This window comes from Sorangium sp. So ce124 (assembly GCF_051525235.1).
Lineage (GTDB): Bacteria > Myxococcota_A > Polyangia > Polyangiales > Polyangiaceae > Sorangium > Sorangium atrum.
Genome location: NZ_CP150312.1, coordinates 4,873,117 through 4,896,774, shown reverse-complemented (window position 1 = coordinate 4,896,774; position 23,658 = coordinate 4,873,117). Strand labels below are relative to the sequence as shown.

General features: G+C 73.1%; 13 protein-coding genes. 7 read left to right on the top strand and 6 right to left on the bottom strand.

Annotated features, from left to right (window positions below):
• Positions 1 to 30: 30 nt before the first annotated feature.
• From WMF19_RS18320 to rpsB, 3 genes are all read right to left on the bottom strand, one after another.
• Positions 31 to 975, bottom strand: coding sequence for a polysaccharide deacetylase family protein (locus WMF19_RS18320; RefSeq protein ID WP_437900276.1), 945 nt, complete (start codon positions 973 to 975; stop codon positions 31 to 33).
• Positions 976 to 984: 9 nt separating this feature from the next.
• Positions 985 to 1,935, bottom strand: a complete 951-nt coding sequence (gene tsf / locus WMF19_RS18315; RefSeq protein WP_437900275.1) for a translation elongation factor Ts — start codon at positions 1,933 to 1,935, stop codon at positions 985 to 987.
• A gap of 271 nt (positions 1,936 to 2,206) precedes the next feature.
• Entirely contained in the window at positions 2,207 to 3,046 is an 840-nt protein-coding gene (rpsB, locus tag WMF19_RS18310; RefSeq protein WP_437804226.1) for a 30S ribosomal protein S2, read from the bottom strand.
• 496 nt (positions 3,047 to 3,542) lie between these two features.
• On the opposite strand from rpsB, the gene WMF19_RS18305 reads away from it, so the two are divergent.
• Together WMF19_RS18305 and WMF19_RS18300 are read left to right on the top strand one after the other, a co-directional pair.
• Positions 3,543 to 5,645, top strand: coding sequence for an IPT/TIG domain-containing protein (locus tag WMF19_RS18305; protein WP_437900274.1), 2,103 nt, complete (start codon positions 3,543 to 3,545; stop codon positions 5,643 to 5,645).
• A complete protein-coding gene (locus tag WMF19_RS18300) occupies positions 5,645 to 7,699 on the top strand; it encodes an IgGFc-binding protein (RefSeq protein ID WP_437900273.1) in 2,055 nt (684 codons plus the stop codon). Before WMF19_RS18305 ends, WMF19_RS18300 begins: the two co-directional genes overlap by 1 nt.
• Positions 7,700 to 7,709: 10 nt before the next feature.
• On the opposite strand, the gene mutS is transcribed toward WMF19_RS18300, so the two are convergent.
• The 3 genes from mutS to WMF19_RS18285 all read right to left on the bottom strand — a co-directional run bounded on the left by mutS (position 7,710) and on the right by WMF19_RS18285 (position 15,208).
• Complete coding sequence (mutS, locus tag WMF19_RS18295; RefSeq protein WP_437900272.1) at positions 7,710 to 10,484, bottom strand: DNA mismatch repair protein MutS; 2,775 nt, start codon at positions 10,482 to 10,484, stop codon at positions 7,710 to 7,712.
• A gap of 117 nt (positions 10,485 to 10,601) precedes the next feature.
• Positions 10,602 to 13,481: a hypothetical protein gene (locus WMF19_RS18290; protein ID WP_437900271.1), complete on the bottom strand. Its 2,880-nt coding sequence runs from the start codon at positions 13,479 to 13,481 to the stop codon at positions 10,602 to 10,604.
• Positions 13,478 to 15,208: a hypothetical protein gene (locus WMF19_RS18285; RefSeq protein WP_437900270.1), complete on the bottom strand. Its 1,731-nt coding sequence runs from the start codon at positions 15,206 to 15,208 to the stop codon at positions 13,478 to 13,480. The genes WMF19_RS18290 and WMF19_RS18285 overlap by 4 nt, the downstream gene beginning before the upstream one ends.
• A 465-nt stretch (positions 15,209 to 15,673) precedes the next feature.
• Here WMF19_RS18285 and WMF19_RS18280 point away from each other — a divergent pair, with 465 nt between their 5' ends.
• The 5 genes from WMF19_RS18280 to WMF19_RS18260 all read left to right on the top strand — a co-directional run bounded on the left by WMF19_RS18280 (position 15,674) and on the right by WMF19_RS18260 (position 23,560).
• Positions 15,674 to 17,011, top strand: a complete 1,338-nt coding sequence (locus WMF19_RS18280; RefSeq protein WP_437900269.1) for a PP2C family protein-serine/threonine phosphatase — start codon at positions 15,674 to 15,676, stop codon at positions 17,009 to 17,011.
• Between the two features lie 402 nt (positions 17,012 to 17,413).
• Entirely contained in the window at positions 17,414 to 18,421 is a 1,008-nt protein-coding gene (locus WMF19_RS18275) for a hypothetical protein (RefSeq protein ID WP_437900268.1), read from the top strand.
• 56 nt (positions 18,422 to 18,477) lie between these two features.
• Positions 18,478 to 18,633 (top strand): hypothetical protein, encoded by a 156-nt coding sequence (locus WMF19_RS18270; RefSeq protein ID WP_437900267.1) that lies wholly within the window; start codon positions 18,478 to 18,480, stop codon positions 18,631 to 18,633.
• 97 nt (positions 18,634 to 18,730) lie between these two features.
• Positions 18,731 to 22,789, top strand: a complete 4,059-nt coding sequence (locus WMF19_RS18265) for a serine/threonine-protein kinase (RefSeq protein WP_437900266.1) — start codon at positions 18,731 to 18,733, stop codon at positions 22,787 to 22,789.
• Positions 22,790 to 22,822: 33 nt separating this feature from the next.
• Positions 22,823 to 23,560: an OmpH family outer membrane protein gene (locus tag WMF19_RS18260; protein ID WP_437900265.1), complete on the top strand. Its 738-nt coding sequence runs from the start codon at positions 22,823 to 22,825 to the stop codon at positions 23,558 to 23,560.
• Positions 23,561 to 23,658 lie beyond the last annotated feature (98 nt).

The window sequence follows — 23,658 nt, the reverse complement described above, 5'->3', positions numbered from 1 at the left end:
TCGCTCTCGGAGTCGGCACCGCCCCCCGGGTCACTCCACGAGCCCGCGCTCCCTGCTCGCCTCGTCCAGCCGCACGAAGCTCGCTCCCCTCCGCGCAAGCTCCTCCACGAACGCCCCCAGCGCCTCGAGCCGCCTGCCCAGCGGCACCCGGAGCTCCGGCTGGTGCGGCGCGAGCGCCTCGAGGCCGTCGCTCCGGTCGAGGAAGTCCATGCCGTGCAGCTCCAGGTTCACGAGCGCCTCCCCGGCGCACGCGCGCGCCAGGAGCCGCGCACCCGCCGCGCCCGCGAGCGCCACGCTCGTCCCGATGACCGGCAGCCGGAGCCCCGGCGTCACCTGGATCGGCAGCTCGACGAAGCGCCGGCCGCCGCGCCGGTACCACGGCCGCCCCGGCCGGTACGGCCGGCGCGGCGCCGCGAGCACGCGCGGGGTGTCCAGGATCGCCGAGGATCCCCTGCCCTTCACCCGCTGCACGCCCATCGCGAGCGCCTTCGCGGCGTAGTACGGCGGGCACGGGAACACCGAGGAGTCGAACGCGACACCGACCGCGTCGAGCGCGTCGAACAGCGCGTCGCTCACCGTGTACCCCGGCGCGCGGAAGCCCGTCGGACGCCGGCCGACAGCCTCCGCGATGGCCTCGGCGCCCAGCAGCACCTCCCGCGCGATCGCGGCGCGCGGGAGCCGCGAGAGGTCGTAGCGGTGCCCGTACGAGTGGTTCTCGACCGCGTGGCCAGCGTCGCTCAGCGCGCGCAAGGCCGCGGCGCTCTCGGGGCGCGCGAGGTCGTGGCCTATCGCGAACAGCGTGACGGGGATGCCGTGGGAAGCAGCGAAATCAGCGATGCGGGGGAGCGCCGTGTCGTAGACGGCGCTCAGCGCGACCGCCGCCCCGGAGCGATCCGGGACGGCGAGCCCGTGGATGGCGAGGTAGTTCGGGACCTCGTCGAGGTCGATCGAGACGGCGGCGAGGCGCCCCCGCATCGGACCGCGTCAGCTCGCGGCCATCTTCGCCACCTCGGCGGCGAAGTCGTCCTCTTTCTTGGCGATGCCCTCGCCGCGCTCGTACCGCACGAAGCGCGTGAGCTTGAGCTCGCCGCCGGCGGCCTTCGACGCCGCCTGGAGGAGCTTCTCGATCGTCTGGCCGGACTCGCCGCGCGACGCGGCCTCCACCGACTCCTGCTCGAGCAGCGCAACCTCCGAGTACCACTTGTTGAACTTGCCCTCGATGATCTTCGGCCACGCCGCCTCCGGCTTCGGCTTCGGATCCTCGCGCAGCTGCCCCTCGAAGATCTCCTTCTGCTTGGCCTTCAGCTCCTCGGTGACCTCCTCGCGGCGGAGGACGAGCGGGCTCATCGCGGCGGCCTGCATCGCCGTCTCGTCGATGAATTTCTGCACCGCAGGGTGCTCCGCCACCGCCTGGCTCGACGCCTCGACCGCGACGAGCACGCCGATCTTGCCGCCGAGGTGCACGTACGCGTGCGTGACGCCGTGCTTGCCCGCCGGGATCGACACGCGATCCCACCGGCGCACAGCGACCTTCTCGCCGATGCGCGCGGTCAGCTCGGTGGCCGTGTCGGCGATCGACTTGCCGCCGATCGAGAGCTGAGCCGCGTCCGCGCCGTCGGGGGCCTTCTCGACCGCCGAGAGCACGTCGCCGACGAACTGCCGGAACGCGTCGTTGCGGGCGGCGAAGTCGGTCTGGATGTTGACCTCGACCATCGTCGCGCTCCGCCGGTCGGCCGCGACCACCGCGCGGACCTCGCCCTCGGTGGCGGACGCGCCGGCCCGCTTGGCGCTCTTCGCGAGACCCTTCTTCAGGATGATCTCGACCGCCTTCTCCATGTCGCCCTCGGCCTCCGTGAGGGCGCTCTTGCAGTCGCTCATCCCCGCCTGGGTACGCTCACGAAGCTCCTTGATCGCCTGCGCATTGATGCCGGCCATGGCTCTTTCTCCTTCAACCTGGAACCTAGATAGGAAGAGGCCGCGCCGAGCGGCCCCCGTTCACCACACGTCCGACTGCTGTTGCACGAACGGCCCGTGCGAGGGCGGGTCGAACCGCAGAGGCACAGAAGGCGCAGAGGCGTGAAATTTTCATTTCTGTCCCTGCGCCCTCTCTGCTCTCTCGCGGCTGCCACACCGCCCAGGCGACCGGTGACATCGTCGTCACCCCACCGCCCGGGCGCTGGGCCGCTCCGTCGCGGCTCGCGCCGGGCTACGACGCCTGCTGCTGGCGCGGGCCGCCGCCGCGACCGCCGCCGCGGCCGCCCTGGTAGACGTTGATCTCGTCGCGCTGGCCGCGACCGCCGCCCGCCCCCTGCTGCGCGCCCTCGCCGTGATCCTTGCGGCGCTGCGCGCCCTCGACGCACGCGTCCGCGACGCGGGCCGTGATCAGCCGGATCGAGCGGATGGCGTCGTCGTTGCCAGGGATCACGAAGTCGACGAGATCCGGGTCGCAGTTCGTGTCCGTGATGGCCACGACCGGGACGTTCAGCTTGCGCGCCTCGCTGATGGCGATCGACTCCTGGTGCGGATCGATCACGAAGATCGCCGCCGGGAGGCCGCCCATCCCCTTGAGGCCGCCGAGGTACTTCTCGAGCCGCTCGCGCTCCTTCTCGAGGCGGACGACCTCCTTCTTGAGCAGCTGCTCGTAGGTGCCGTCCTCCTTCATGCGCTCGAGGGTGCGCAGGCGATCGAGGCCCTGCTTGATCGTCCGGAAGTTCGTCAGGGTGCCGCCGAGCCAGCGGTTCGTGACGAAGTACATGCCCGCCCGGCGGGCCTCCTCCTGCACGATGTCCTGCGCCTGGCGCTTCGTGCCGACGAACAGCACGTGACCGCCGCGGCCGACAGCGTCGGTCAGGAAGTCGTACGCGCGCTTGAAGAGCCGCGTCGTCTGATCGAGATCGATGATGTGGATGCCGTTGCGCGCGCCGTAGATGAACGGCCGCATCTTCGGGTTCCAGCGCTTCGTCTGGTGGCCGAAGTGCACGCCCGCGTCGAGCAGCGAGCGGAGCGGGAGCGGGAAATCCCCCGGCTGGGGGGCAGCGGCCTGCATGGTGTCGACCGCGGGGACGGATGCGGAGAAGCTGGTATCGGTCACGGCAGTGTCCTTTCGGTTGGTCCGCCGCTCCCCCTCCCGCGACCAACCCCAGGCGCGGACAGGAGCGTCCGTGCTGCTGGGGCACCGGGCCGCGGAATGCCGTGGGTGCCAGGAGAGCGTGTGGATTCGGTTCAGCGGCAGCGAAGGTGAGAGGATTCAGCCTCCGCTGTCCCCCTCGTCACGAGACCGCAAGAAGGGGGCGGTTTGCTACCCCGAGGCCCATCGCTTGTCAAGCGACGAAGCCACCGCATCGCACCGCAGTATTTCCGTGTGTTTGCGTGTGTCTCCGCGCTCCCCGCGCTCCCCGCGCTCCCCGCGCTCCCCGAACGGTTGTCCGCTCCGCCGTCCGCGTGGTTGCGCCGATGGACCGCGCGGCGCGGAGCACGGGAACGCCGGGCCACGCCCCTTGGCGCGCCGTGGCCCGGCATCCGCGATGGCGTACACTCGCCTCGTGCGAACCGCATCACGAGGCTTTCTTACCGCACGCTTCGCTTCGGTCTGCGCAGGGCTCGCGATCGTCTCCGCCTGCATCGCGTCGGCGCCCGAGGGCATCCGCCGGCAGACCGACGGCGACGGCGGCGATTTCGGCGTGGACCCGCAGACCACGTCGACGTCATCGTCCACCGGCGCAGGGCTGCCCGGCGGCGATCCGCACGCGCTGCTCGGCGCGGACCCGACGCACGGGCCGTTCAACGGGGGCCAGCGCGTCCTGCTCCACGGCAACGGCTTCAGCTCCCAGGTCCGCGTCTGGTTCGGCGACGTCGAGGTCGATCCGTCCGCGATCGTGCCCGTCGATCCCAGCCGGGTCCAGGTGGCGGCGCCGCCGGGCGCGGCGGGCCCGGTGGAGCTCGCCGTACAGAACGGCGACGACACGTCGACCCGGCGAGCGCTGCCGGGCGGCTACGTGTACGACGCGCTCTATGCGTCCCCGTCGAGCGGACCGATCTCCGGCGGGACGACCATCGAGCTCATCGGGCAAGGCACGCGCTGGGACGAGACGACGGTCGCGAAGATCGATCAGAAGCCGTGCTCGTCGCTCGCCGTCCCGGAGCCGACGCGGCTCGTCTGCACGGTGCCCCAGGGCACGCCGGGCGCGAAGACGATCTCGGTGACGACCGGCGGCGAGACGATCCTCGTGCTGGACGGCTACACCTACGAGGACAGCGTGAACGGCTACAAGGGCGGGCTCAGCGGCGCGCCGCTCGCGGGACGGCTCAAGGTGCTCGTCTACGACAACTTCACGGGTGACCCGATCCCCGGAGCGAGCGTCGTCCTCGGCGCCGACACGACCTCTCCGATCGAGGTCGACGCGTCCGGCGTCGCGGTGATCGAGGACGCGTCGCTCGATTCGCCGCGCACCGTCACCGTGGCCGCGACGTGCCATAGCCCGATCTCGTTCGTCGACGTGCCTGTCGACACGGTGACCGTCTACCTGGATCCGGTGCTCACGCCCGCGTGCGGCGCGTCCGGCGATCCGCCGCCGCCGGTCGGCGGCAAGGTCGGCAGCGCCGGGGCGATCGAGGGCGAGCTCGTGTGGGACACGTCGCTGGACCCCGGGAGCGTCGCGTGGGGCAACATCCCGAGCCCGCGCCGCGAGACCGAGCGAAAGGCGGCCTACGTGTTCACGACGGGCGTCGATCCGCTCGCGACCTTCAGGCTGCCGTCCGAGTTCCAGGCCATCACGCCGGAGACGTCGGGCGAGCTCGGGCACGGGTTCACGATGTACGTCGCGCCCGGCAACCGCACGATCTACGCGCTGGCGGGCCTCGAGGATCGCTCGACGACCCCGCCGCGGTTCACCGCGTACGCGATGGGCGTGGTCCGCGGGATCCCGGTGCTCCCGAACGAGTGGACGAGGGAGGTGTTCCTGCGGATCAATCAGCCGCTCGACCACGCCCTCTCGATGGACGTCAGGGCGCCGGCGAAGGGGCCGAAGGGGCCGGACCGGATCCAGGCGAACGTGTCGCTGATGATCGGCAACGACGGGTTCGCGACGCTCCCGATGGGCGCGCAGAGCCCGCTGATCCCGTTCAACGGGGGGCTGACGTTCGTGGGCGTGCCGCCGCTCGCGCGCGATCTGCTCGGCGCGAGCTATCACTCGTCCGCGCGCGCCGTGACCGGCAAGGCCGGGCTCGCGCCGCTGTCCGTCGTCGGGCGGGTCCTCTCGACCAGCACGAGCGAGCCCGTGCGCATCGGCGACTTCGTGGGGGTGCCGACGCTCGAGGCGCCCGCGCAGAACAGCGCCTGGGATGGGTCCCACCTCGCGACCTCGTTCGGCGCGGGCGCGCCCGTCGACCTCAGCGTCTACGACATCGCGAGCGGAAACGGCCTCATCCGGTGGACCGTGGCCGTGCCGGCAGGGTCGCACGCCGTCGAGGTGCCGGACCTCCGGCAGCTCGAGATCGAGAACGGCGCGCTGCCGCCGGGGCCGCTCACGATCGGGGTGTACGGGGCGAAGATCGACGGCTTCGATTACGGCAAGCTCGTCTACCGGCAGCTCAAGCCGGCAGGGATGTCGGCCTACTCCCTCGACAGCTTCAGCGCACACCTGTGATGAGCGCCCCGCCCCACCCGACGCGAGCGCGCAGGCCGACGCGCGCCCGGAAGCCAGGAAGCCGCGCCCGATCGCGGTATGCCGCCGCCGCCGCCCTCATCGCCGTCGCCGCGGGGCTCGGGCTCGCGCCGAGCTGCTTCGACAGCGGCACGCGGTGGGGCGATCGGCCCGAGGAGCCGCCGCCCTGCACGGCCGGCGAGGTGCGCTGCGGCGCGGAGCTCACGCGCTGCGAGGAGACCGGCGCAGGGCTGGCCTGGGTCACGCTCGACGACTGCGCCGCTCGAGGGCTCGTGTGCGCGTCGCTCGAGCTCGGCTGTCGGCCGTGCGTGCCCGCCGCGCACTCGTGCCGCGAGCAGGACGTCGTGGTCTGCGACGCGGACGGCAGCTTCGGCCGCGTGATCGACACGTGCGACACGGAGGCCGGCGAGGCGTGCCGGAGCGGGAGCTGCCAGCAGCTGTGCACCGTCGCGGAGCTCGAGCGGAGCAACGTGGGGTGCGAGTACTGGGCGGTCGATCTGGACAACGCGCGGATCGACGCGACCGGAAACGCGGCGGCGCAGCAGTTCGCGGTGGTGGTCTCGAACCCGCAGCCGGACGTGCCGAACGAGATCCACATCTTCCAGGACGACGGCGCGCCGGGCGACGCGCCCGCCCCGGTGGAGATCGCGAGCGCGCTCATCGCGCCGCTCTATCTCCAGGTGTTCAAGCTCGGGCCGCGCGAGGTCGATGGCAGCCCGGAGGGCGAGTACAACACGGGCACGCACACGGCGCTCACGCGGCACGCGTACAAGATCACGTCGAAGTTCCCCATCGTCGCTTACCAGTTCAACCCGCTGGAGAACGCCAACGTGTTCTCCAACGACGCCTCGCTGCTGAAGCCGCGCGAGGCGCTGACCTACAGCCCGGGCGCGATGGCGACGGCGTACGTCGTCACCGGGTGGCCGCAGACCATCGCGGTCACGGACGATCCGGACACGAACTTCGATCCGCAGAACCCGATCGATCTTCGGGCGTTCCTGACCATCGTCGGGACGCGCGAAAACACGACCGTGCAGGTGACGACGACGGCGAGGGTCGTCGGGGGCGGGCCCGTCCCGGAGACGCCGGAGGGCGGGTCGATCGAGGTCAAGCTCGGCGCGTTCGACGTGCTCAACCTGGAGAGCGGCGGGTTCAACGCGGACTTCACCGGATCGATCGTGAAGGCCGATCAGCCCATCGCGGTCTTCACCGGAAACGAGGCCTCGGACGCGCCCCACTTCGACGAGCTCGCGGATCGCCGCTGCTGCGCCGACCACCTGGAGGATCAGCTCGATCCGACCCGGACCGCCGGCAAGCGGTTCGCGGTGCCGCACACGCCGAGCCGGTCCAAGACCGTGAAGGAGGCCGGCGCGCGGATCGAGGCCGTGCCCGAGCCGGAGTACGTCAGGATCGTGGCGGCGAGCAGCAAGGGCGCCGTGATCGAGACGACCCTGCCGCCGCCGGACGATCGGATCACGCTGTCGTCGCTGGGCGAGTTCCGCGAGGTGACGGCGTGGGGCGACTTCATGATCGAGAGCTCCGAGCCGGTCATCGTGTCGCAGATCATGGCCAGCCAGAACGCGACGGGGGTCAAGCAGGGGCTGCCAGGCGGAGATCCGAGCCTGATCATCCTGCCGCCCATCGAGCAGTTCCGGCCGGACTACGTGTTCCTGACGCCGGACAAGTACGCGTTCGACTTCATCTCGGTGGTCGCGCCGCGGTCGGCCGTCGTGCGGCTCGACGACGTGACGCTCGGGCCGGACGAGTGCGAGATCGCGCCCGCGGACGGGCTCACGGAGGAGCAGCGCGGGGGCCGCGCGCCGTCGTTCGTCGTCTACCGCTGCCAGCTGAGCTTCGCGGCGATCGATCCGGCGCGGCAGGCGCCGGACAACGTGCTGCCCGGGATGCAGCGCGACGGCGTGCACTGGCTCACGGCCTCCGCGCCCGTGGGGCTGCTCGTGACGGGGTTCGACTCGTTCGTGAGCTACGGGTACGCGGGCGGCACCGAGCTCCGCGAGATCGCGCCGCCGGACTGAGTCGCCGCGGTCAGCCGCCGCCGCCGAGCAGCCCCTTCAGCTTGGCCACGAGCCGCAGCGCGTCGAGCGGCGCGAGCCGATCGACGTCCACAGCGCGCAAGGTCTCGATGACGGCCGACTGCTCCGGCGGCACCGCGGCCTGCGCCGGGGCGAACAGGTCGAGCTGCGCGGCGCCGCCGCGCGTGCGGCCGCGGAGGGAGGCGTGCTTGCCGCCCGGCAGCGCGGCGCCCGACTCCAGCGTCGCGAGGATCGCGCGGGCGCGCGCGAGCACGCTCTCGGGGACGCCCGCGAGCCGCGCGACCGCCACGCCGTAGCTGCGGCTCGCGGGGCCCGCCTCGAGCTTGTGGAGGAAGATGACGTCGTCGCCGTGCTCGCGCGCGGCGACCGAGTGGTTCGCGATGCCCGGCGCGCGCGCCGAGAGCTCCGTCAGCTCGTGGTAGTGCGTCGCGAACAGGGCGCGGCAGCCGATCGCGTCGAACAGGTGCTCCGCCACGGCCCACGCGATCGCGAGGCCGTCGTACGTGCTCGTGCCGCGGCCGATCTCGTCGAGGATCACGAGCGATCTCCGCGTCGCGTCGCGGAGGATCTCGGCGGTCTCCCGCATCTCGACCATGAACGTGCTCTCGCCGCGCGCGACGTTGTCGCTCGCGCCCACGCGCGAGAGGATCCGGTCGACGAGGCCGATCTCCGCCTCGCGCGCGGGGACATAGCTGCCCATCTGCGCGAGGACCACGATCAGCGCCACCTGGCGCATGAGCGTCGACTTGCCCGCCATGTTGGGGCCCGTGATCAGCCAGAGGCGCTCGCCCGAGAGATCGAGGCGGGTGTCGTTCGGAACGAAGTGCCCCGCGGCCGCGTAGCGCTCGACCACGGGGTGGCGGCCGTCGCGGATCGCGAGCGCCTCGCCCGCCGTGACGTGCGGCCTCACGTAGTCGTTGCGGTGGGCGACGTCGGCGAGGGCGGCGGCGACGTCCCACGCGGCGAGCTTGCGCGCGAGCGCGCGGAGGCGGCCCTCGCTCTTCGCGACGAGGGCCCGCAGCCGGTCGAAGAGCGCCGTCTCCCGCTCCAGCGCGCGCGCCCCGGCGTGCTCGATCTTGTCGGCGAGCTCGTCGAGCTCGTCGCTCGTGTAGCGCTCGCCTGTCGCGACGGTCTGCTTGCGGCGGAAGGTCTCCGGGACCTTGGCGATGTGCGCGCGCGTCACCTCGATGTACCAGCCGAAGACGCGCGTGTACTTGACCCGGAGCGAGGGCGCGCCCGTCTGCGTGCGCAGCTTCGCCTCGAGCGCGAGGATGAGCTCCGTCGCGTTCTTCTCCACGCCGCGCGCGTCGTCGAGCTCCTTGTCGTACCCCTCGCGGAAGATGCCGCCCTCGCGCGTGTTCGGGGGCGGCCGCTCGATCAGCGCTGCAGTGAGCTCGGCGCAGACGTCGGCGACGACGTCCAGCGACGCCGCCTCGGCGAGGAGCGGCTCGGAGCCCGACGCGGCCGCCGCGCCGTCCTTGCCTCGCGCAGCGGCGCCGTCCTTGCCCCGCGCGGCGGCGCCGTCGTCGCCCCGCGACGCTGCCTTGCCGAGGTCGGGGATCGACCGGACCGCGGCGATCGCCGCCGGGGCCGCCGTGAGGCCGTCGCGCAGGAGGCCGAGGTCGCGCGGCGTGGCCTCGCCGAGGAGCGCGCGGACGCTGAGGCGCTCGAGGTCGCCGACGCCGCCGAGCGCTTGCCGCAGCTCGCCGCGGGCGCGCGGGTGCGACACGAAGAGCTCCACCTCGTCGAGGCGCCGGCGGATGCCGGCCAGATCCGCGAGCGGCGAGAGCAGGCGGCGGCGCAGGAGCCGGGCGCCGCCCGGGGTGACCGTGCAGTCGATGACGTCGAGCAGGGTGCCGCGGCGGCCGCCGTCCGCGGCGCGCACGAGCTCCAGGTGCGCCTGGGCCGTCTCGTCGATGCGCAGCGTGCCCGAGGTGTCGTGCGGGGCGATGCGGCGCACCGGGATGCGCGCGCCGGGGCTGCAGCGGCGCGCGAAGCGCAGCGCCCGCGCGGCGGCGCGCACCGCCGGGAGCGGGTGCTCGGCCAGCGCCGCCGCCGAGATCGGCTCGATCGCGGCGTCGTCGAGGATCGCCGCGACCTGCGCGCTGTCGAGCTCCTCGTCGTCGCGCAGCGCCGCGCGGCAGGCGAGCGAGGCCGCGGCCGCGCGGACGTCCGGGAGGTCCCGGGCGATCAGCGCCTCGCGCGGATCCGCCCGGGCGAGCTCCGCGAGCAGCGTCGCGGCGTCCGGGACCGAGGTGGCCGAGAGCTCGCCGGTGGAGAGATCCAGCAGCGAGAGGCCGTACGGGCCCCCGGCTCCAAGGGCGTCGCCGCGGGGCGCTCCGCCGCCGTCGACCGCCGCCAGGTAGTGGTTGGCGCGCGCGTCGAGCTGCTCGGTCTCGGTGACGAGCCCCGGCGTGACGACGCGCACGACCTGCCGCGGCACGAGCCCCTTGATCTTCGACGGATCGCCGCACTGCTCGCAGATCGCCACCTTGTGGCCGAGCGCGAGCAGCCGCGCGATGTACCCGTGCGCCGCGTGGTGCGGGACGCCGGCCATCGGGGATTCGTCGGGCTCGCCCTTGTTGCGGCTCGTGAGCGTCAGGTTCAGCGCGCGCGACACGAGGACCGCGTCGTCGTTGAACATCTCGTAGAAGTCGCCCATCCGGAAGAAGAGGATGGCGTCGGGGTGGAGCGCCTTCGCATCCTCGTACTGGCGCATCACCGGGGTCAGCTTCTTCCTGGCCGCAGGCTGCTCGGACGGCTGCATCGCCGGCGTCTTAGTCTCGACCGCCGGTGAGGTCTACGCGTGATTCGCGCGTTTGTTCCGCTGTTTTCGTGGAAATCTCGGCGCCGAAACCGCAATGCCGCGGTGCCGGCAGGCGGCTCAGCGGAACCGGCGCGCCACGGCGACGTCGCGTGAGCTCAGCAGGAACAGGCCCTGGACCGAGCCGTCGGTGACGGCGAGCTCGCCCGTGGCCGGAACGAGCTGGATGGCCTGCGGCTGGAGCTCCACTGTGTCGCTGATGTCCGCGAGGTCCAGGGCGAGCGGCGTGAACGCCCCCTGGGTGGTGAAGCGGAACTGCATGTCCTGCTCGGGCACGCCGCCCGTGACCGCGAACCGGAACATCGGGTTGATGAACGCACCCGGATCACCGTCGGTGACGCGCCCGTCGCGCGGTGTGTGGACGACCCGCCCGTTGAGCCGCGAGAGGCGCGTGTCGCACGAATTCCGGCAGGCGCCCGTCGCGGGATCGGCGATCACGTGGTGCAGGAAGCCGGCGCCGTTGCTCCGGACGACCCACTGCCCCCCTGCGCGGATGCCGAGCTGCACCGAGCCGGCGAAGCAGCACGCCGCGAACTTGGCCTCGGCCTCGGCGGCCGGAGCGAACTCGAGGTGGTCGTCGTAGGCCTCCTCGATGCGGAGCGCCGGGCGCGACGTGATGACGCTGCCGTACTTCGCGTTGCAGGTGTCGAACGAGCACACGGACGAGTCGACGTTGTTCCAGTAGGTGGCGTCCTCGTCCGGGAGCTCGGACGTGATCTGGGCGAAGTCGGCGAGCTGCTCGGCGCGGGTCTCGGCCTCGCCCTCCGGGACGCCCGCGGCCTCCAGCTGCGCCTTCACGCTGGTCAGGCTCTGGACGCCGCGGCGGCAGAAGCGGGCGTCCGCGCCCCTCAGGTAGAGGTTCTCGTCGAAGGCCACGGCGGCCCGGGTGATCGACGTGAACACCCCCTCGTAGGTCACGGTCCACGTCTCGTTGGCGATGTGCACCCGCGGGTCCTCGAGGTTCATCGTCAGCGCGTGCTGCGGTCCGCCGGACCTCAGCACGAGCCCCTGCTCGTCGAGCTCGCTTTCAGCGCTGTCGCTCGACGCGATCGCCTCGCGCTGCACCCCCACCGCGAGCGCGAGGTCAGGCGAGGCCCCCTCGGACGGGAACGTGGCGCGCATCTTCGGGCTCTCCGCGGAGAGCGGCACGACCGCGCCGCTGCGATCGTAGAGGATCGGCAGGCCCTGCACGCCGGGCTCGATCTGGCCGGATCCGTCGCTCGCCACGACGTAGGTCTCGGAGCGGACGGCGTGCGGGAGGACGACGTTGCAGGACGCCTCGCCGCTCGTCTCGAGCAGCGGGCTGCTCGGCGAAGCGTCGGCAGCGCAGCCCGCGCGGACGCTCTGGCGCTCCGGTCCGCGGCAGGCCCCGTCGAGGTCGTCGATGTCGACGATCGCGACCTGGCCGTTCGTGAGCGCCATGTACGCGAACGTGCCCCGGAGCTTCAGCGGGCCGGCGCCGGAGTCGCGATCGGCCGACGTGCGGTACAGCGTCTCGATGTCGCACGACGTGACGCTGCTGTCGCACGGCGTGAGCTTCGGATCGGGGCTGCACCGGATCCCCCTCGGCACCACGCCCGTCGCCGGGAGGCTCTTCGGGACGTCGCGCTGCACGATCGCGAGATCGCGGACAGGCGCCGGCAGGCGGACGCGGTCGGGCGGCTGGAACGGGTTCCAGTCCGGATTCTCGCGAGAGAGCGGCGACCGGCTGGGCGCGCCGTCGCTGACGTCGAAGACCATCACGCTGCCGTCGCCGGCGTCGACCGCGTAGAGGTAGCGGCTGAAGTCGGGGGGCGACGCCAGGCTCACCGCGAGGCGCGTCGTCGTGACGACGCGCCCTGGATCGAGCGTCGACGCGGGGAGCAGCGGGGGTGACTCGCGCGGCTCGCAGGGCGTCGGGAGGTCGACGACGTGGATCACCGGCGCGTCGAGATCCGCGATGAACAGGCGCTTGTCGGAGAGCGCGAGCCCAGCGGGCCGGGGCTTCTCGGAGGCCTGCTCCGGGCTGGTCGCGGCCGCCGGCTGGGCGCACTCGGGACCGCGCGGCGCCTCATCGGGCGTCTCGGCCGGCGGGAGCGAGACCCCGAGAGGGACCCACCGCTCCACGTCGCACGCCTCGAAGCCGCCGTCCTCGCCCTCGAGGAGCTTCTGCGCGTCGATCACGGCGATGCCGCCGAGATCGGGCAAGGTCACGAGGAGCTTCTGCCGGCCGCCGCCCTCCATGTCCAGGCTCCCGTTCGACGTGGAGCAGACGTCGTCCACGAACGCACCGGGGTCGCCAGGCTCGGTCGGCTCGACGTCGTAGCTGCCTTCGCACGAGCTCCGCAGCTTGCCGCTGCCCTCCGGGTCCGGCGGGTCGGCGACGAGCAGCATCTCGCCAGGCGCCGAGGGGAGCGAGCAGGCCGGCCAGGAGCTGAGCGACGGGACCGGGCAGCCTTCGCGCGGCAGCACCTTCGCCGACGGGAGCGCGTAGATCCCCGCGCGCCCCGGCTCCGCGACGGCGACGAACGACGCGGTCCCGCCCGGCGTCGCGACGATGTCGACCGGCTGCGCGCCGACCGGGAGGAAGCTCGGGGCGGGCGTGCCCGGGTCCCGATCGACGGTCAGCGCCGACTCGGTCGTCATGTCGACGATCGCGACCTCGCCGCGCGCTGTCTGCGTGACGAGGCCGTAGAGGTGCGGGAGCGTGGCCCTGCCCCCGTCCTCGGCGTCGACCTCGTAGTCGGTGGACGACTCGACGTTGCGGTACGAGCAGTCCGTGATCGGCAGCGAGCGCATCACGCCCGGCTTGTCCGGATCCGGCCGGTCGACGGCGAGGCAGACGAACGCGCTGCGGCCGGACTGCGCCAGGGCCTCGACGGTGACCGGCGTGGCCTCCCCGGCGCACCCGGCGAGCGCCAGGGCGGAGGTGGAGGCGAGGAGCGCGAGGCGCGGCTTCATTGGGACTCCCGGGGCGGGACGGGCGTGCCCACCGTGAGGATCATCGTTCCGAACGTGCTCGCCTTGCGCATGTCGAGGTCGACAACGCCGAGGTACGAGTCGGTGAAATGCGCGATGTACATGAGGGAATAGGTGTCGCGGCCGGCGCCGCCCTGCTCGCGGTCGCAGCGCTCCTTCTCGTCGCCGCACGCGGAGCCCGTGTCGAACGCGAGCGCCTGCGGCCCGCGCCCGGTCTTGATGACGGCGTCGACGCGGCGCGCTTCCGGGTCGTAGGAGAACGCGAGCCCCGCGTCGAACGCGAGCGCGAAGACCCTGCGGCGAGGCACGCCTTCCGGGTCGATCACCTCGCCGATCTCGATCCGAGACGGGTAGGCCCCGAGCGGGGCGGCGTCGCTGAACGCGATCGTGTCGTACACCGAGGCCCGCCCCTCCGTGCCGACGTCCGAGCCCTTCTTGACCAGCGTCGTCGTCAGCTCGCCGATGAGCAGCGAGTTCGGTCCGCGATGCGCCACGTACACAGGGATCGGGATCTCCACGCACCGCTCGAGGCACTCGGCCACGTCTGCGCCACCCGCGCAGCCGTCCTCGCACGCCTGCCGCTCGCTCGCGTCGAACGCGACCCCGCGGGAGTCGGTCCCCCTCGCGAGCGCGGTGATCGGCGTCGGGGTCGACTCGTTCAGGCGCGGCGCCGCGCCTGAAGCGGCGTCCTGATAGCGGAGAAGGCCGAGCTCCGACGACGCGATGTACGTGACCGCGAACGCGGGCTGGTAGTCGATCCCCCACCCGTTCTTCTCCAGCTCGCCGAGCACGCTCGGGCGCGGCACGGCCGCGAGCTCCGTCGGTCCGAGGCCGAGGTCGGTGAGGACGTACGCCAGCTGCGGCCTCTCGCTCGCTTCCCAGCGGTTCACGATGACGCTCGCGGCGTTCTCCGTCTGATGCGAGACGACGATGCTCGTCCCGTCCGGGCCGGCGGCGATCCCGAACGGCTCCAGCGGCAGCTTGCGCCGGATGAGCTCCTGGCCGGGGTCTTCCCCGATGCGGTGATCTCTGCCGCAGCGCCCGCCCGCCGCGCTCGCGCCGCAGTCCAGCCGAAAGCAGGCCTCGCCCTGGCAACGCTGCGCGCCGGCGTCGTCGAACCGGTCGTCGGCGACGTCGAAGAAGGTCACCGAAGGGTCACCGCGCACGGGCACGAACAGGCGCGCCTGCCGCTCCGCGCCGGGGTCGGCGGCCTCGCCGCTGAGCGGCCTGTGCACGAGGAGGAGGTTGGACGCGAACGCGCCGATCACGGCCGAGCTCCGGACGACCTCCTCGTCGCCCTGGAGGGCGGAGAGGTTGAGCGGCCCGCACGGCCCCGGGTAGAGCGACGACGCGGCGTTCGTCTTCAGCCCCACCGCATCGCACGCACCGCGCACGCCGCCGCTGGCGTCCTGCCCGCCAGGAGCGAGCCCCGACTGGAGCGTGAGCGCCCGCTTGCGCAGCCGCTGGAGGTCCAGCGCCTGGACCGTGCCGCCGTTGAACTGGAGATCGAAGTCCGAGTTCGCGACGTAGAGGACCCGTCCGCCGGGAGACACCGCCAGGCCCGTCGGATAGTAGAGCCCCTCGACCGGCGGCGGCAGCCCCTCGCCCTCGACGAAGCAGCCCACGCCCCCGAGCCCGCCCACGATCGAGGCCGCGAGGCCCACGCCAACGACGCGAGGTGTCTGGAGAAGTGTGCGGGCGAGCTTCATGCGGGCGCGGAGACTAGTCAGCACCTGGAGCACTGGCAACCCGCTCCTCTCCGCGGGTTCGTTTGCGGCGGACGCGCGCCGAGCGCGCGGCGCTCGCAGCGGTCCTCCTGGCGAACGAGCGGCAGACGCCGCTGCGAAGGCCCTCGTTTCTCGCCTGCACCTGCCGCAACGCAGCACGGCCGCACGGCCTGCCCCGGGTGAGCGCGCGCGGCCCGCCAGGCGCGGCCTCCTCCTGGCGAGACGCTCTGCTCCAGGCGAGGCGCTCTGCAGCGGCCGCCCGTCACGGGGTGGCGAGCCCGGCGGCGGGGTGAGATGGCGCTCCCCTGCGCCGGGTGGTGCCCAAGGTGCGCCCCTGCGGTGCGGGCTCCGCAGGTCAAGGTCGACCGGGATCGATCGCCGTCGTCCGTCCCCCTGCACGTTGATCTCGGAGACGCGGCGCGCCTTTGCTACGTTGGTCGCCGGGACATGGCCGATCTCGCAGCCGCCCTTGTCATGGGAATCGCCCTTCTTGGGCTGATCTATTGGTATTTTCGCTCGAACAACGGCGACCGGGCCCGGCCTCGCGCAGCGACGACGCTGACGCAGGGGGGCCCAGGAGCTCAAGCCCTCGACGAGGGGGAGGGAGATCTCGAAGATTCAACGACGAGGACAGGCGCAGCAGGGTTGCGGGGCGGCACGCCCGCGAGCGAGAGCGCCCACGCGAAGACCACCGGAAGTCACGGCCGCACCGAGCGGATCTCGAGCGCCGACTGGAAGCGATCGAACGGCTCGTCGCGCCGCGACGACGACGATGACGCGTTCGACGACGATGACGACGACCTCACGCTGATCACGCTGGCGCCGCCGGAGGTGCTGCAGAGCACGATCAAGCGCGCGAGCATCCCGTCCTACGGCGGCGACGATGACGACGACGACGATGATGACGACGGGCACGAGCGCGAGGAGCCGTCCGCCGTCCCCATCATCTACGACGACGAGGCGGCCGTCGACGAGCCGACCAGCTCGTCGCCGCTGCTGCTCATCAGCGCCGTCGGACAGACGGATCCCGGCCAGAAGCGCAAGAAGAACGAGGACTGCTACCTCTGCCTGGACGAGCACTACCTGTTCGCCGTGGCGGACGGCATGGGTGGCCACGCGGGCGGCGACGTCGCCAGCCGCCTCGCGGTCGACACGATCGCGCGCGCGTTCAAGGATCAGTCGTTCGTGGAGAGCGACGAGGAGAGCCCCTACCCCGACGTCCCGCGTCGCGGCAGCGAGCTCGCGGTCGCGATCCAGCAAGCGAACCAGGCGATCTACGAGCGGGCCCACGCCGAGCGGAGCCTCACGGGCATGGGCACGACCCTCGTCAGCGCGCGGTTCTCGCCCAACAAGCAGCGCCTCTACATCGGCCACGTGGGCGACAGCCGCTGTTATCGCCTGCGCGACAACGAGCTGACGCAGCTCACCACCGATCACACGATGGGCGCCGCGGGGATCACCGGGCCGATGGCGAACCACCTGAGCCGGGCGATCGGAATCTCCCCCGCAGTCAAGGTCGATCTGATCATCGCCCGGCCCCACCCCGGCGACGTCTACCTCCTCTGCTCCGACGGCCTCTCGAAGATGACGAGCCACGAGGCGATCCGCGACATCCTGCTCGCCGAGCCCGATCCCGAGAAGGCGTCGCAGGCGCTCATCGAGAAGGCGAACGCGGGCGGCGGGCGGGACAACATCACCGTCATCCTCGTCCGCGTCAGCGACCCCAAGGACCTCGCGCGGCTCGCCTCGCGCGCAGGCGCCAGCGCCGGCGCCAGCGCAGGCTGACCGCTCGCCGGCCGCTTCCCCCCTCCCTCCCCCTCCAACGAGATCGACCGCGCGCGACGCTGACCGAGAGGTCCGCGCGGCGGGCGGAGCACGCCCGCCGCCCGCAGGCCACTGCAGACAGCGTGTCTGCATTGCCACGAGTCCCGATGGATCCTCATGCTCCGCGCGGGTCGGCTGCCCACGTGTATACGGGCAAGTGATCACGCTCGTCACGGATTCGGATCCCGCTCACGCATAATCGCGATTTCGCGGCCATTACGATTCGCGGGCTTCGATTATCACTTCGATTGATGCTTGCCGGGCTCGCAAAGAGAAACGACGTGAGCTCTTGACGTGCTTTGGCTCGAGAGGGCTTCATGGCGGCCACGAATGGCTCGTCTATCGGAGCCGCTGATCGGGGATATGGCACGCTCGTTTCTCTGCATGATCGCCTTCGCCTCTCTGCTGCTCAGCGCGCCCTCGCTCGCGGCAGAGCCGGCGCGCCGCGCGCTGCGGCTGCGCTACAGCGAGGGTGCGCAAGCGGCCTCGTGCCCTGGAGAGAGCGCGCTGCGCGAGCGGATCCGGCTGCGCGTCGGGTACGATCCTTTCCGCGAGGACGCGACCGAGGAGGTCGACGTCGCGATCAGGCCTCACGGCGCCCACGTCGTCGCGACGACCACCTACCGGAACGCCGACGGGCGGGTCTCCGGCCGGGGCTTCGACCTCTCGCACGGAGACGGCGCCTGCGAGCAGCTCACCAACACCGTCGCGCTCGCGATCTCCTTCGCGCTGACGCCGTTCGCGAGCGACGAACGAGCGCCCGCAGCGCCGCCTCGCCCAGAGAGCGCGCCGGCGCGCCCGGAGCCTGCGGGCGGGCCCGGCGAGCCATGGAGTTCGGCGCGGGTCGGCACGGGCGCGATAGCGGGGCTCGGGGTGTCCGAGGGGCTGTTCGGCGGCGCCTCCTTGCTCTTCAGGGTTCGCTGGTCACAGAGCCTCTCCTTCTCGCTGGAGAGCCGGGGCACGTTCGCCGTCTCGAACCCGAGCGCGCGCGGAAACGGCGAGGTGTCGAGTCCATACACCCCGAGCCCCGGCGGGAGCACGAGCGTGAGAGCGCCGTACCTGCGCACGCACGCGAGCGGGGCGTTCGCTCCGTGCCTCCACACGGCCGACCTGCTCGTCACGTGCGCTCTCGTCGAGATGGGCGTGGCGCACGTCGGCGATCGGTCCGCCCCCGCCACCGACGTGTCTCTGCTGTTCATGGGGCTCGGGCTCCGCGGCGGGATCGAGCTCGCGCTCAGCGACGCGCTCTCGTTCTATTCGCACGCCGAGGTCCTCGTCTCCTTCGGGCTCCTCGACCCCCCGCTCGCCGGCGCGCTGAGACCTCCGCGTCCGAGCGCATCCATCGGCGCCGGGCTCCTCGCGGGGTTCTGAGCGCACGGAGGGGGGCGCGCGGGCAGGAGGATGGTGCGGACGGCGCGACGGCGCGGATGCTGGCTGGAATTTTCGAGCGCCGTGCCTTGCTCGCCCCGCTCATGGAGGGCGCCACGCTGCGGAGCAGCACGACGATAACGCGCGACTCGGGCTTCGGCCCAGGTCGCCCGCCGGCGCTCCGCGCCGCGCAGAACGCCTTCTCGCTGGCATGAAGACGCGAGGTTCGCGTAGCCTATCCGGACGGTGCTCCCGGAGTCCACCGACCCGACCGACCGCTTCATGATCGAAGCCCGCAGCCGAAGCGGCGGCATGGGTGATATTTTCAAGGGCACGGATCAGACCACCGGCGCCCCGGTCGCGCTCAAGGTCCTGCGCGCCGCCGCGTCGCCCCAGGAGCGCGCCCGCTTCGCGCGCGAGATCGCGATCCTCGCCGATCTGCGGCACCCGAACATCGTCCAGTACATCGCCCACGGCACCTGCCTCGACGGGCGCCTCTTCTTCGCGATGGAGTGGCTGGACGGCGAGGATCTCGGGCAGCGCCAGCGGCGCGCGCCGCTCGGCATGCGCGACTCGGTGGAGGTCGTCCGGCGCAGCGCCGCCGCGATGGCCGCCATCCACGCCCGCGGCGTCGTCCACCGCGACCTCAAGCTCTCCAACATCTTCCTCGTCCGCGGCAAGGGCACCGCGATCAAGCTGATCGACTTCGGCGTCGTGAAGCTCGCGGTGCCGGACGACTGCCCGACCGAGCGCGGCACCATCATCGGCACCCCGCACTTCATGGCGCCCGAGCAGGCGCGCGGCGAGGCGGTCGACGCGCGGGCCGACGTGTACTCGCTGGGCGCCGTGCTGTTCCGCCTCGTCACGGGCAGGAACGTGTTCGAGACCGAGAACGCGATCGCCCTGCTCAGCCGCCTCGTGATCGAGGATCCCCCGCGCGCGCAGCAGATCCGCTTCGACGTGCCCGAGGCCCTCGACGAGGTGCTCGCGCGCGCCATCGCCCGTGATCGCGAGCAGCGGTACGAGAACGGCGGCGAGCTGGCGCGGGCGCTCGCGCGGGTCGGGGAGCTGAACAACGATCCTCCCGCGACCGACAGGTCCGCCTCGATCGTCCGGCGCGCGGCCGCGCAGGAGAACATGCCGGGGCCCGCCGGGCCGGGCGACGAGCGGCCGCAGGTGCGGCTCGCCAACGGCGAGCGGCGCGTGATCGCCTGCGCGCTCTTCGAGCTGGGTGCCGGGCCGCTCCGCCCCGAGGTGGACGCCGCGCTCCGCGAGGCACTCGGCGACGATCCGCGGTTGGAGCCGCTCCCCGACGGGAGGCTCGTCGCGGCGCTCGGGGTGGAGCGCTCGCGGGGCGATGAGGTGGCCCGCGCCGCGCGGGCGGCGCTGACCGTCGCCCGATCGACGCCGGGCGCGCGGGCCTCGGTCGCGATCGGGCACGCCGTCCGCGGCCGGGCGAGCCTGGCCGGCGAGGCGCTCGAGCGCGCTGCCCAGCAGCTGGAGTACGCGGCGCCCGGCGCGGTCCGGATCGACGCGCACGCGACCGCGGCGCTGGAGGGGCGGTTCGTGGTCCAGGAGGACGCGCGCGGCGGCGTGCTCGTCCACGAGGACGCCGCCGGCTTCGACGCGCGCAAGCTCGCCGGGCTCCCCACGGCGACCCTCGGGCGCGAGCACGAGCTCGCGAGGCTCCAGGGCATCTTCAAGCAGATCGCCGAGGACGGCGCGCCGCGCGCGGCGCTCGTGACCGGCCCCGCCGGCATCGGCAAGAGCGGCGTCCGCGCCGCGTTGATCCAGCACCTCGAGACGGCGCCGCACGCGCCGATCATCCTCCTCTGCCGCGGCGACGCGATGAGCCAGGGCGCGGGCATCACGGGGCTGGGCCGCGCCCTGCGCTCGCTCATGGGCGTCCGCGACTGCGAGCGCCTCGAGGACCAGGTGCAGAAGGTGAGCGCCCACGTGGCGATGCGCCTGGCCCGCCCGCTCCGCTTCCTCGCCGGCTTCATCGGGGAGCTCGCCGGCGTGCCCTTTCCGGACGAGGACAACGAGCCGCTGCGCGCTGCCCGCGAGAGCCCGCAGCTCATGGAGTCGCGCACGCGGATGGCGGTGGAGGCGTTCTTCCGCTCGAAGTCCGAGACCACGCCGCAGATCCTGGTCATCGAGGACATGCACTGGGCCGACAGCACCACCGTCCAGCTCGTCGACTGGCTGCTCGGCTGCGCCGATCTCCGCTTCGGGGTGTTCGGCTTCGCGCGGCCCGAGCTCTCCGCCCGGTTCCCGTCGCTGTGGGAGCACCGCGACGTGACCCGCGTGACGCTCCCCCCGCTGTCCCCGCAGGCCGCGGATCGGCTCGTGGCGGACGCCGTCCCGCAGGCCGACCCGGCCACGCGCGGGGCCATCGTGCAGCGCGCCGGCGGCTACGGGCTCTTCCTGGAGGAGCTCATCCGGTCCGCGGCGGAGGGGCGGGACGGCGTGCCGCTCAGCGTGCAGGCCCTCGTGCAGGTCCGCGTCGACCGCATGTCGAGCGGGGTGCGCGGGGCGCTGCGCGCCGCCTCCGTCTTCGGCCAGGTCTTCTGGACGGCGGGCGTCGCTGCGCTGCTCGAGCGCGCCGTGGGCGCGGAGCTCGCCGAGCTGGAGGCGGGCGAGATGATCGCGCGCCAGCTGGAGCCGCGGGTCCCTGGGCAGGTGCAGTGGACGTTCCGGCAGGCGGTCGTGCGAGACGCGGCGTACGCGTCGATCCTCGAGGAAGACCGGGCCGCGCTCCACATCGCCGCCGCCGCCTGGCTCGAGTCCGCGGGCGTCGATCCGGGGCTCATCGCGCGCCACGCGGAGGCGGGCGGCGACAAGGCGCGGGCCGCGCTGCTGTACGCGCGCGCGACGCGGGACACGGCGGCGAGCGGCGCGGGGCTCGACGAGGCGCTCGAGCTCGCGACGCGCGGGCTCGCCTGCGGGGCCGAGGGGACCACGCGCGCCGCGCTCCTGGTGCGCCGCGGGGAGATCCTCGAGCTCCTCGGCCGCCTCGACGAGGCGCTCGACGCCGCGGAGCAGGCGTCGCGCCTCGCGCTGCCCGGCTCGGATCTGTGGGGCGAGGCGCAGGTCGTCGCGGCGACCTGCACGATCGAGACAGGCCAGAGCGCCGAGGGCGACGCGCGCGCCGCGTCCGCGCTCTCTCCGCAGTTCGCGGCGGCGCTCTCGCCCTCGATCCGCGCGAAGCTCCTCGCGTCGCGCGTCCGCGCCCTCGCGGCGCTGGGCCGGCCCGCCGAGGCGCTCCGCGCCGCGCACGCGGCCATGGAGGCCGCGCGCGGGAGCGGCTCGACCGACGCGCTCCTCCACGCCCGGGAGGCCCACCTGGCCGCGCTGATGCACGCCGGCGACCTGGCCGCCGCGGCCTCCCTGGGCGCGTCGCTCGTCGCGGACGCCGACGGGGCCGGCGACACCGTCATCGCGGCGAGGGCCCGCCTGAGCACCGGCTCGGCGCTGAACCAGCTCGGTCTGTTCGAGGAGGCGCAGGCGCTGCTCGAGCGCGCGCTGCTCGACGCGCGGAGCCGGAAGCTCCGGGCGATCGAGGGGTTCGCGCTGCACAACCTCGGCATGTCGCACGCGCGGCTCGGCAACATCGAGGAGGGCGTCGCGCTCGAGCGCCAGGCGAGCGAGATCGCCGACGCGTGCCAGATCTCCCGCCTCAGGTTCGCCGGCCGGCTGTACGAGGCGCTCTTCCTCGTCTGGCGCGGCGCCCCCGGCGACCACGCGACCGCCCACGCCGTCGCGCGCTGGCTCTGCGAGGAGGCGGCGCACCGCGCGGCCGCGCTGCAGGCGATGGCGAGCTTCGCGATGGCCCGCGTCCAGCTGGCGCGCCGCGAGCTCAGGGCCGCGGTCGACGCGGCGCGCGAGGCGTCGCGCCACCTCGCGGGGGGGCCCATCGAGGAGTGGAGCGACGCGATCCGCGTCACCCTCGTGGAGGCCCTCCTCGCGATCGGGGAGGAGCGGGAGGCGAACGCCGCGCTCGACGCCGCGTTCTCCGCCCTGGCCGCGCGCGTCGAGGCCCTGCGGGATCCCCGCCAGCGCGACGCGTTCCTTCGGGGGAACGACGACGTCGGGCGCCTGATCGCCCTCGCCCGAGAGCGCCTCGGCCGGTCGCTGCCCTCGACGCAGCGGCCGCCGCACGCGGCGGACGCGTCCGCCCAGCGGGCCGCCGGGGCGCCGTCGCGGAGCAAGATCACGAAGACCGCCGGCGCCTCGGGGCGGAAGGAGCGCGCCGAGGCGCCGAGCAACGACCCGGCTGCGCACCGGAGCGCGAGCCCTGCGCAGAGCAAGGACGCGCACGCCGAGGGCGCGGCGGCGGCAGCGCACGAGAAGGGCGCGCCACGTTCTTGACGTTGGGTGGCCGGGTAGCTAAGGCCATCCGCGATGCGAAACAACGCTCCTGAGCGGCTCGTCGCGCGCTGTTCCACGTTCTCCACCCCTGCGCGTCCGGCCGGCGCGACCCAGGGTGCTCCGCTGGCAGCCCGCCCGACCTCGGGCCGGCGGCTCACGGCGCGCGTCCTGCCGCTGCTCGCGGCCGCGGCGCTCGGCAGCGCGGCGCTGCTGTCGCCCACGCCCGCGTCCGCGCAGTCGAAGATCGCCGTCGTCGATGTGCGCCGCGCCATGCTGGAGACCGAGGAAGGGCTCCGCGTCCAGGCGACGCTCAAGAAGCTGTTCGACAGCCGCCAGGTGGAGCTCGACACGAAGCGCCGGGCGCTCGACGACGAGCGGGACAAGCTCGACAAGGAGGCCCAGGCGGGCAAGACGCCGAAGGACGTCCTCCAGCGCAGGTTCGAGACCTGGCAGCGCCAGGCCGCCGAGTTCCAGGCGACGACGCTCGACGCCCAGCGCGAGATGCAGCGCAAGGAGAGCGAGCTCACGACGCCGATGCTGCAGAAGGTGCTCGGCCTCCTCCGGCGCCTCGCGGCGCAGGAGGGCTACGACCTCATCCTCGACAAGTCGGCCGTGCCCTACTACCGCGCCGATCTCGAGCTCACCGATCGCGCGATCCAGCTGTACAACAGCGGGCAGGCCGGCGAAGCGCCGCCCGCGAAGGGCGCGCCGCCGGCCAAGGGCGCGCCGCCCGCCGCCCCGGCGAAGCCTGCCGCGCCCGCCAAGAAGTAGCCGCGTAGCTTACGTCGCTCGAGCGGCGCTCGTGGCTCACGCCGCGCGGCGCGATATCCTCCGGGCGGGGGCACGAGCGCGAACGGGCGCTGCGCGGC